4 protein-coding genes and 1 pseudogene are annotated in these 7,630 nt (G+C 73.7%); 4 read left to right on the top strand and 1 reads right to left on the bottom strand.

All coding sequences use genetic code 11. The annotated features are described in order from the left end of the window. Nucleotides 1–758 (top strand): ATP-binding cassette domain-containing protein (locus GT042_RS14800; protein ID WP_161309178.1); only part of this gene is annotated, 758 nt, incomplete at its 5' end. Between the two features lie 20 nt (nucleotides 759–778). After that, nucleotides 779–2,584: a GAF domain-containing protein gene (locus GT042_RS14795; RefSeq protein ID WP_161309177.1), complete on the top strand. Its 1,806-nt coding sequence runs from the start codon at nucleotides 779–781 to the stop codon at nucleotides 2,582–2,584. 69 nt (nucleotides 2,585–2,653) lie between these two features. Here GT042_RS14795 and GT042_RS14790 read toward each other — a convergent pair whose 3' ends face one another. Continuing rightward, nucleotides 2,654–3,499, bottom strand: a complete 846-nt coding sequence (locus tag GT042_RS14790) for a Cof-type HAD-IIB family hydrolase (RefSeq protein WP_161309176.1) — start codon at nucleotides 3,497–3,499, stop codon at nucleotides 2,654–2,656. Between the two features lie 277 nt (nucleotides 3,500–3,776). Between GT042_RS14790 and GT042_RS14785 the strand changes: the two genes are divergently transcribed. Both GT042_RS14785 and GT042_RS14780 read left to right on the top strand, forming a co-directional pair. Then, nucleotides 3,777–5,660 carry an HSP90 family protein gene (locus tag GT042_RS14785; RefSeq protein WP_161309175.1) on the top strand — a complete coding sequence of 628 codons (1,884 nt, stop codon included), beginning with the start codon at nucleotides 3,777–3,779 and terminating at the stop codon, nucleotides 5,658–5,660. Then, nucleotides 5,657–7,630 (top strand): annotated as a pseudogene (locus GT042_RS14780) (tetratricopeptide repeat protein); the annotation flags it as partial. The gene GT042_RS14785 and the pseudogene GT042_RS14780, both read left to right, overlap by 4 nt.

Raw genomic sequence — 7,630 nt, 5'->3', positions numbered from 1 at the left:
CGGGGCAGCGCCGCGACGCGCTCACCGGCTTCGACCTGACCCTGACCCCGGGCCGGCGGGTCGCCGTGGTCGGCCCGTCGGGTGCCGGGAAGACCACGCTCGCCCAGGTGCTCCTGCGCTTCCTGGACGCGCGCGAGGGCAGCTGCCTGCTCGGCGGCACGGACACCGCCACGCTCGACGGCGACACGGTCCGGCGGTTCGTGGGGCTGTGCGCCCAGGACGCGTACCTCTTCGACAGTTCCGTACGGGAGAACCTGAGACTCGCCCGCCCCGACGCGACCGACGGCGAGCTGCGTGACGCCCTGCGCGGGGCGCGGCTGCTGGAGTGGGCCGATTCGCTGCCCGGGGGGCTGGACACGCTGGTCGGCGAGCACGGCGCCCGGCTGTCCGGGGGCCAGCGCCAGCGCCTGGCACTCGCCCGGGCGCTGCTCGCCGACTTCCCCGTGCTGGTCCTGGACGAGCCGGCCGAACATCTGGACCTGGCGACCGCGGACGCGCTGACCGCCGACCTGCTGGAGGTGACGGAGGGGCGGACGACGCTGCTGATCACCCACCGGCTGCGCGGTCTCGACGCGGTCGACGAGGTGATCGTGCTCGACGAGGGCAGGACCGTACAGCGGGGGCGGTACGACCGGCTGATCGCCGAGGACGGGCCGCTGCGGCGGATGCTGGAGCGGGAGCGGGCCGGTGATCTGCTGCCCGTATCGGGACCGCCGACCTTGCCTGTGTCAGGGTCGCCGACTTTCCCCATCAAATAGGACTTACTACGCTCAAGGGCATGACAGTGCCCGAGTCGACGGAACACCTGGAGGCCGCCACCCGTGCGGCGCGCAGCCTCCAGGGCCTGTCCACCGAGCTCACGGCACGGGTGCCGCAGCTGCTGGAGGCCATGCGGTCGGTCGGGACGGGGCTCGAACTGCACTCCACGCTCGACCGGATCTGTGAGACGGCGGCCCACCTCGCGGACGCCCGTTACGCGGCTATCGGTGTGGTCGACGAGTCCGGCGACGGTCTCTCCGACTTCGTGACCTACGGGGTCGGCGCGGAGGAGGTACGGCTGGTCGGAGGCAGGCCCGACGGGCTCAGGGGCCTGCTGGGCGCGCTGATCCAGCAGTCGGGGCCGGTGAGACTCGGCGAGCACGAGACGGGTCCCGGCGATGACGGTGAGGGGCGGGAGGGGCCGCCGACGCGCACGTTCATCGGGGTGCCGATCCGGGTGCACGGCGCGCTGTTCGGGAACCTGTATCTCGCCGAGAAGCGTGCGTCCAAGGACAAGGACGCGGAAGGTTCCGATACCGATACCGATACCGATACCGGTTCCGGTTCCGGCGTGGGGGAGGCGGAGGCGGGCGAGGACGCGGCGGCCGCGTTCGACGACCAGGATCTGCACGTCCTGCGGGTGCTCGCCACGGAGGCGGGGATCGCCATCGGCCACGCGCGGCTGTACGAGGCGGCCAGGCAGCGCGAGCGGTGGATCGACGGCTCCGTCGCCGTCACCACGGCGCTGCTCTCCAACGGCGGGGCCGACGCCCTCGCGGTGGTCGCGGAACAGGCCCGCAGCCTCGCCGACTCGGCGGCCGGCGTCGTCATGCTGCCCACGCCGGGCGACGGGCTGGAGATCGTCGCGATCTCCTCCGACCGCCACCACCCGTCCTCCAGGCTCGGCATGACCGCTCCCCCCGAGAGCCCGGTCGTACGGTCCCTGCTGGCCGGCGAGTCCGTCTTCGTGGACGACTCCACCACCGACCCGCGCATGATCACCGACATGGCGCAGGGGTACGGCCCGTGCATGCTGCTGCCGCTCCACAGCGGGGGGCGAGTGCTGGGCGCCCTGGTCACCCCGCGTCCGCGCGGCGCGCGCCGCTTCACCGAGACCGAACGCATCCTCGCCACCCAGTTCGCCTCGCAGGCGGCCCTGGCGCTGATGATGGCCGACGCGCAGCGCGACCGGGAGCGGCTGGCCGTCCTGGAAGACAGGGACCGGATCGCCCGCGACCTGCACGACCTGGTCATCCAGCGGCTCTTCGCCACCGGGATGATGCTGGAGAGCGCCCAGCGCGGCCCGGTCGCCCAGGAGGCGCACCAGGGCATCGGCCGGGCCGTGGACGAGCTGGACGTGACCATCCAGGAGATCCGTACCGCCATCTTCGCGTTGCAGCGGGGCCCGGCGGAGGCGCCGTCGGGGCTGCGGACCCGGGTCCTGCGCGAGATCAAGACGGCGGCCGTGCCCCTGGGGTTCCAGCCGTCCCACCGCTTTGTCGGACCGGTCGACGGCCGGGTCGGCGAACTCACCGGGAAGAACCTGATCGCCGCGCTGCGCGAAGCCCTCTCCAACGCCTTCCGGCACGCGCACGCCACCCGGATCGAGGTGGTCGTCGACGCCACCGTCCGGCTGCCCGACGGTCATGAGGCGGTCCGGCTGTCGGTGGCGGACGACGGGGTGGGGTTGCCCGAGGGCGGCCGGCGCAGCGGGTTGCGCAATCTCCAGCGGCGGGCGGAGTCGCTGGGCGGATCGAGCAGGTGCGTGGCGGGTCTGGGGGAGGGCGGCGGCGGTACGACGGTGGTGTGGGAGGCGCCTCTTTAGGAGGCGGGCCGTTCGGTGGCCGTGGAATCTCCCCTCACGCCTCCGTCGTGGGCTCCGTCGGCGGCCCTGTCAGAGGCGGGCGAGGATCTGTTCGATGACCACCGCGACGCCGTCCTCGTTGTTGGTGAGGGTGCGTCCCGAGGCGGCGGCCAGCACGTCGGGGTGGGCGTTGCCCATGGCGTACGACGTCCCGGCCCAGGTCAGCATCTCCAGGTCGTTCGGCATGTCCCCGAACGCGACGACCTCGTCCGAGGAGATGCCGCGTTCGGCGCAGCACAGCGCGAGGGTGCTCGCCTTGCTCACGCCCAGGCCGCTGATCTCCAGCAGCGCGGTCGGGCTGGAGCGGGTGAAGGACGCGAGGCCGCCCGCGGCCGTCCTGGCCGCCGTCAGGAAGCCGTCCGGGGTCAGGTCGGGGTGGTGGGCGAGCACCTTCAGTACGGGGGCGGCCGAGCCCTGCTCGTCCTCGTGCAGGAGCTTCTCGGCGGCGGCGACACTCGCGCCCGGGTCCAGGTGGAAGGCCGGATAGTCCGGTTCGTAGTGGATGCCGGTGCTCAGCTCGATCGCGAAGGTCGTGCCGGGCGCCGCGTCGCGCAGGGCCCGTACGACGTCGAGGGCGGTCGCGCGGTCCAGCGGGCGGACGCGGAGCAGCTCTCCGCCGGCGCGCAGGTCGACGACGGCCGCGCCGTTCGCGCAGATCGCCAGGCCGTGGCCGTGGACGTACTCCCGTACGACGTCCATCCACCGGGCGGGCCGGCCCGTGACGAAGAAGACCTCGATGCCGGCCTGCTCGGCGGCGGCCAGCGCGGCGATCGTACGGTCCGAGACGGTCTTCTCGTCGTGCAGCAGGGTGCCGTCGAGATCGGTGGCGATCAGCCGGGGCCGGGCGGGGAGCGGGGAGTCGTCAGTGGAGGTCACCGGGCCATTCTCACGTACGAAGGTGCACGGGCGTGCGGAGGGGCGCACATGTGAGTGCCGCGCGCCGCGCCGGGGGCGGCCCTGGCGGGGCGCGTCGGGCGGGCTGCGGGGCGGGACGCCGGGTGTGCTGTGGGGCGGACGCCGGGTGTGCTGTGGGGCGGGGAAATTCCACCGGGATTGTCAGTGGTCGGCCCTAGGCTGGTTCTTGCTTCGCGATCTGTGAGGGGGGACCTCGCGATCGTCAACTCCCGTATGCGAGCACGCGAGGTGCTGCCCCATGACGCCCACAGCACGGGCCGGAATCCCTGATCCCGCCGTCAACACCTTTCAGGTCGACCTGCGTGGTCTGGTCGATCTGCTCTCCCACCACCTGTACTCCAGCCCGCGGGTCTACGTACGCGAACTGCTCCAGAACGCGGTGGACGCCGTCACCGCACGCCGTGCCCACGACCCCGCCGCCGTCGTCCGGATCCGGCTCGCCGCCCACGGTGGCCAGGTCTCCATCGAGGACAGCGGCATCGGCCTGACCGCCGACGAGGTGCACACCCTGCTCGCCACCATCGGCCGCAGCTCCAAGCGCGGCGGTGAGCACGGCCTGGAGAGCGCCCGCCGCGAGTTCCTCGGCCAGTTCGGCATCGGCCTGCTCGCCTGCTTCGTGGTCGCGCGGCAGATCCGGGTCGTCACGCGTTCCGCGCGTACGCCCGACGCCCCGCCGGTCGAGTGGCTCGCCAGCGACGACGGTTCGTACACCGTCCGTGTCCTGCCCGACGAGGCCCGTCCCGAGCCCGGCACGACCGTCCATCTGGAACCGCGCCCCGGCGCGGAGGAGTGGACGGCCCCCGCGCGCGTCGAGGAACTGGCCCGCGATTTCGGCTCCTTGCTGCCGTACGACATCACCTTCGCCGACGACGCGGGCAACGAGCGCCCGGTCACCGACCGCCCCGCCGTCTGGGACCGCCCCCATCCCACGCCGGGCGCGCGCCGGGTCGCCCTCGCCGGGCACTGCGCGCGCGTGTTCGGGTTCTCGCCGCTCGACACCATCGACCTGGACCTGCCCGTCGCGGGGGTGCGCGGAGTGGCGTACGTCCTGCCGGAGGCGACCAGCCCCGCCCACCGGGCGGGCCATCGCGTGTATCTCAAGGGCATGCTGCTCACGGACCACGCGGACAACCTGCTCCCGGAGTGGGCGTTCTTCGTCCGCGTGGTCCTGGACACCGACACGCTGCGGCCCACCGCCTCCCGGGAGAACCTGTACGACGACGAGACCCTCGCCGCCGTCAGGGACGCGCTCGGCGCGCGGATCCGCGACTGGCTCACCGGCCTCGCCGCGGGCGAACCGGAACGGCTCGCCGCCTTCCTGAGCGTCCATCACCTCGGGGTGAAGTCCCTCGCCCGGCACGACGCCGAGCTGCTCGACCTGATGCTGCCCTGGCTGCCGTTCGAGACCAGCGACGGGCAGGTGAGCCTGGACGAGTTCGCCGCCGCGCACGGCGAGGTCCACTTCACCAGGACCGTCGAGGAGTTCCGCCAGATCGCGCCCATCGCGGCGGCGCACGGCCTGGGTGTCGTCAACGCCGGATACACGTACGACGCCGACCTGCTCGCCCTGCTGCCCGCGGTCCGGCCGGGCATCCGGGTCACGGAACTGGACGCGGGGGCGGTCACGGACCGCCTCGACGTGGTCGGGACCACGGCCGAGCTGGCCCTCGCCTCGTTCCTCGCGACCGCCCGCGCGCGGCTCTCGCCGCTGGGCTGCGACGTCGCGCTGCGCGCGTTCCAGCCGGTCACGGTGCCCGCGCTGTTCCTCGACGACCGTCAGGCCCGGCACGAACGGGACCGGGCGACCGCCCAGGAAGGCGCCGACGCGCTCTGGGGCGACATCCTCGGGGCGCTGCGGGGCGCGGCGCCGCGCGCGCGGCTCGTCCTCAACCACAACAACCCGCTGATCCGGCGCATCGCTGCCCTGCCCGACACCGAGCTGACCGGCCTCGCCGTCGAGTCCCTCTACGGACAGGCCCTGTTGATGTCACAGCGCCCGCTGCGCCCCCACGACACCACGTTGCTCAACCGCGCCTTCCTCGGGCTCCTCGAATGGGCGACCCACCCCGGCACCCCGCAGGCCACCGCCCCTCAGGCCGCCTCCGAGGAGGACCCGAAGTGACCGCGCTGACCCCCGGCGAGATCGAGCGCGGCCTCGCCGAGAACGCGTCCGCCCCGCACGGCGCCGCGCGCATCGCGCACGCCGAGGCGCTGTCGGCGGCGGCCGAGGCGTCGGGCGACCGGCCGCTGTTCCGCCGGGCGCTGACCGCGCTCATCGACGCGTACGAATACAGCGCCGAGCGCACGAAGATGATGGTGCCCTTCGCACGCCTCCTCCAGGAGTACGACCGCGACCCGTCGGTTTTCGCCGGCCACGAGGTGCACGGCCTGTACTGGCGCTTCAAATGGGTCACGGGGAACATCGTCGAGTCGCCCGAGATCCCGCTCGACGCGGTCGAGCGCTGGCTCACCGAGATGGAGCGCCGCTACCGGCTGGCGGGCCACAGCGAACGGGCCGTACGGCAGGCGGAGTTCATCCTCGCCGACTCCCTCGGCGACACCGGACGCGCGGACCGGGCCATGAGCGCCTGGGCAGCCGCCGAACGCGACCGGATGAGCGACTGCCACGCCTGCGAGCTCAGCAACCAGGGACGCTACTGGGTGGACCGGGAGGACGACGCCAGGGCGGTCGAGGTCTGGGAGCCCGTCCTGGCCGGGCGGAAGACGTGCATGGAGGAGCCCCACCGGGCGCTCGCCCACTCCCTGCTGCCGCTGGTCCGGCTGGGGCGCGCCGACGAGGCCCGCTCCCACCACCTGCGGGGATACCGCATGGCGCGGGGCAACGAGAGTCTTCTCCGCGCTGTCGGTGAGCACATCGAGTTCTGCGCCCTGACCGGCAACGAGTCGCGCGGTCTGGAGATCCTCTCCGAGCACACCGCGCACCTGGGACCGCTCGCCGACGCCGACGCCCAGCTGGAGTTCAACGGCGGGATCCTCGTCCTGCTGAGCCGGCTGACCGACCTCGGGCACGGCGACCGCCCGGCCGTCCCGTACGAGGGGGTCGGCCGTACGGTGTCCGAGCTGGCGGACCTGTTGTACGGGCAGGTGTCGGCGATCGTCAGGCGGTTCGACGTCCGTAACGGCTCGGGTCATGTCTCGGGGCGGCTGGCGGAGCGCCTGACGCGGCGGCCGTTGACGGACGCGCTGCCGCTCGGGGTGCGCAGTCCCTTGTTGCCGGTGTCGGGGGCGGCGCCGCGTCCGCGAGGGGGTGAGGCGGCGGACGGTCCTTCCGTACGGGCGGGCGTGGCCGGTGCGGTCGGCGCGGCCGGGGTCGACGAGTCGGCCGAGGGCTTGGAGCCGGCCGAGGCCTTGGAGTTGGCCGAGCTGGCCGAGCTGGCCGAGCTGGTCGGGCGGGCACGGGCCTCCAGGGCGCAGGGACACCCGGGCGCGGCCCTTCTGTGGGACCGCGTCGCGCACCGGATCGACACCACGGGCGCGGAGCCCGATCCCCGGCTCGCCGCCGACCTGCTGGAACGGCGCGCCCTGCACGCGTCGCGGGCCGGTGACCCACGCGCCCGCGCGCTGTTCGCGGAGACCCTGGACGCCTACCGGACGAGCGGGCAGCCGGGACGGGCCGTCCTCGCCGAGCTGTACGGGGCCACCTCGGCGGTCCAGTTCGGGGCCGGATCCGAGGAGGCACGCGCGCTGCTGGCCGCGGCGGCCGCGTCCGCGCGGGCCCTGGACGCGTCCGACGAGTCGAGGGCGCGCCGGGTCGCCACCGTCGACTTCACCCGGATCCGGATCGAGGCCCACCTCCGTGGCAAGGAGGCCGACGGGACGGACCGTACGGACGGCGAACTGGCACGGGAGCTGGCCGGCTTCATCGACCGTACGGACCAGGTGGACGGACTCCAGGATCTCGTCGCCGGCGCCGAGATGATGCTGGCCGGGCTGGCCCTGGGGGAGGGCGAGGAGGCGCGCGCCGAGCGGTTGTTCGACGTGGCGGCCGGCCGGAGCCTTGCGGCGGGGCGTCCGTGGGACGCCGTGGAACCACTCGCCCGCCGCGCGGCCCTGCTGTTCGCACAGGGCCGG

It is taken from the genome of Streptomyces sp. SID3212 (assembly GCF_009865405.1).
In the GTDB taxonomy this organism is placed as follows: domain Bacteria; phylum Actinomycetota; class Actinomycetes; order Streptomycetales; family Streptomycetaceae; genus Streptomyces.
This window is presented reverse-complemented; position numbering and strand designations above follow the sequence as displayed.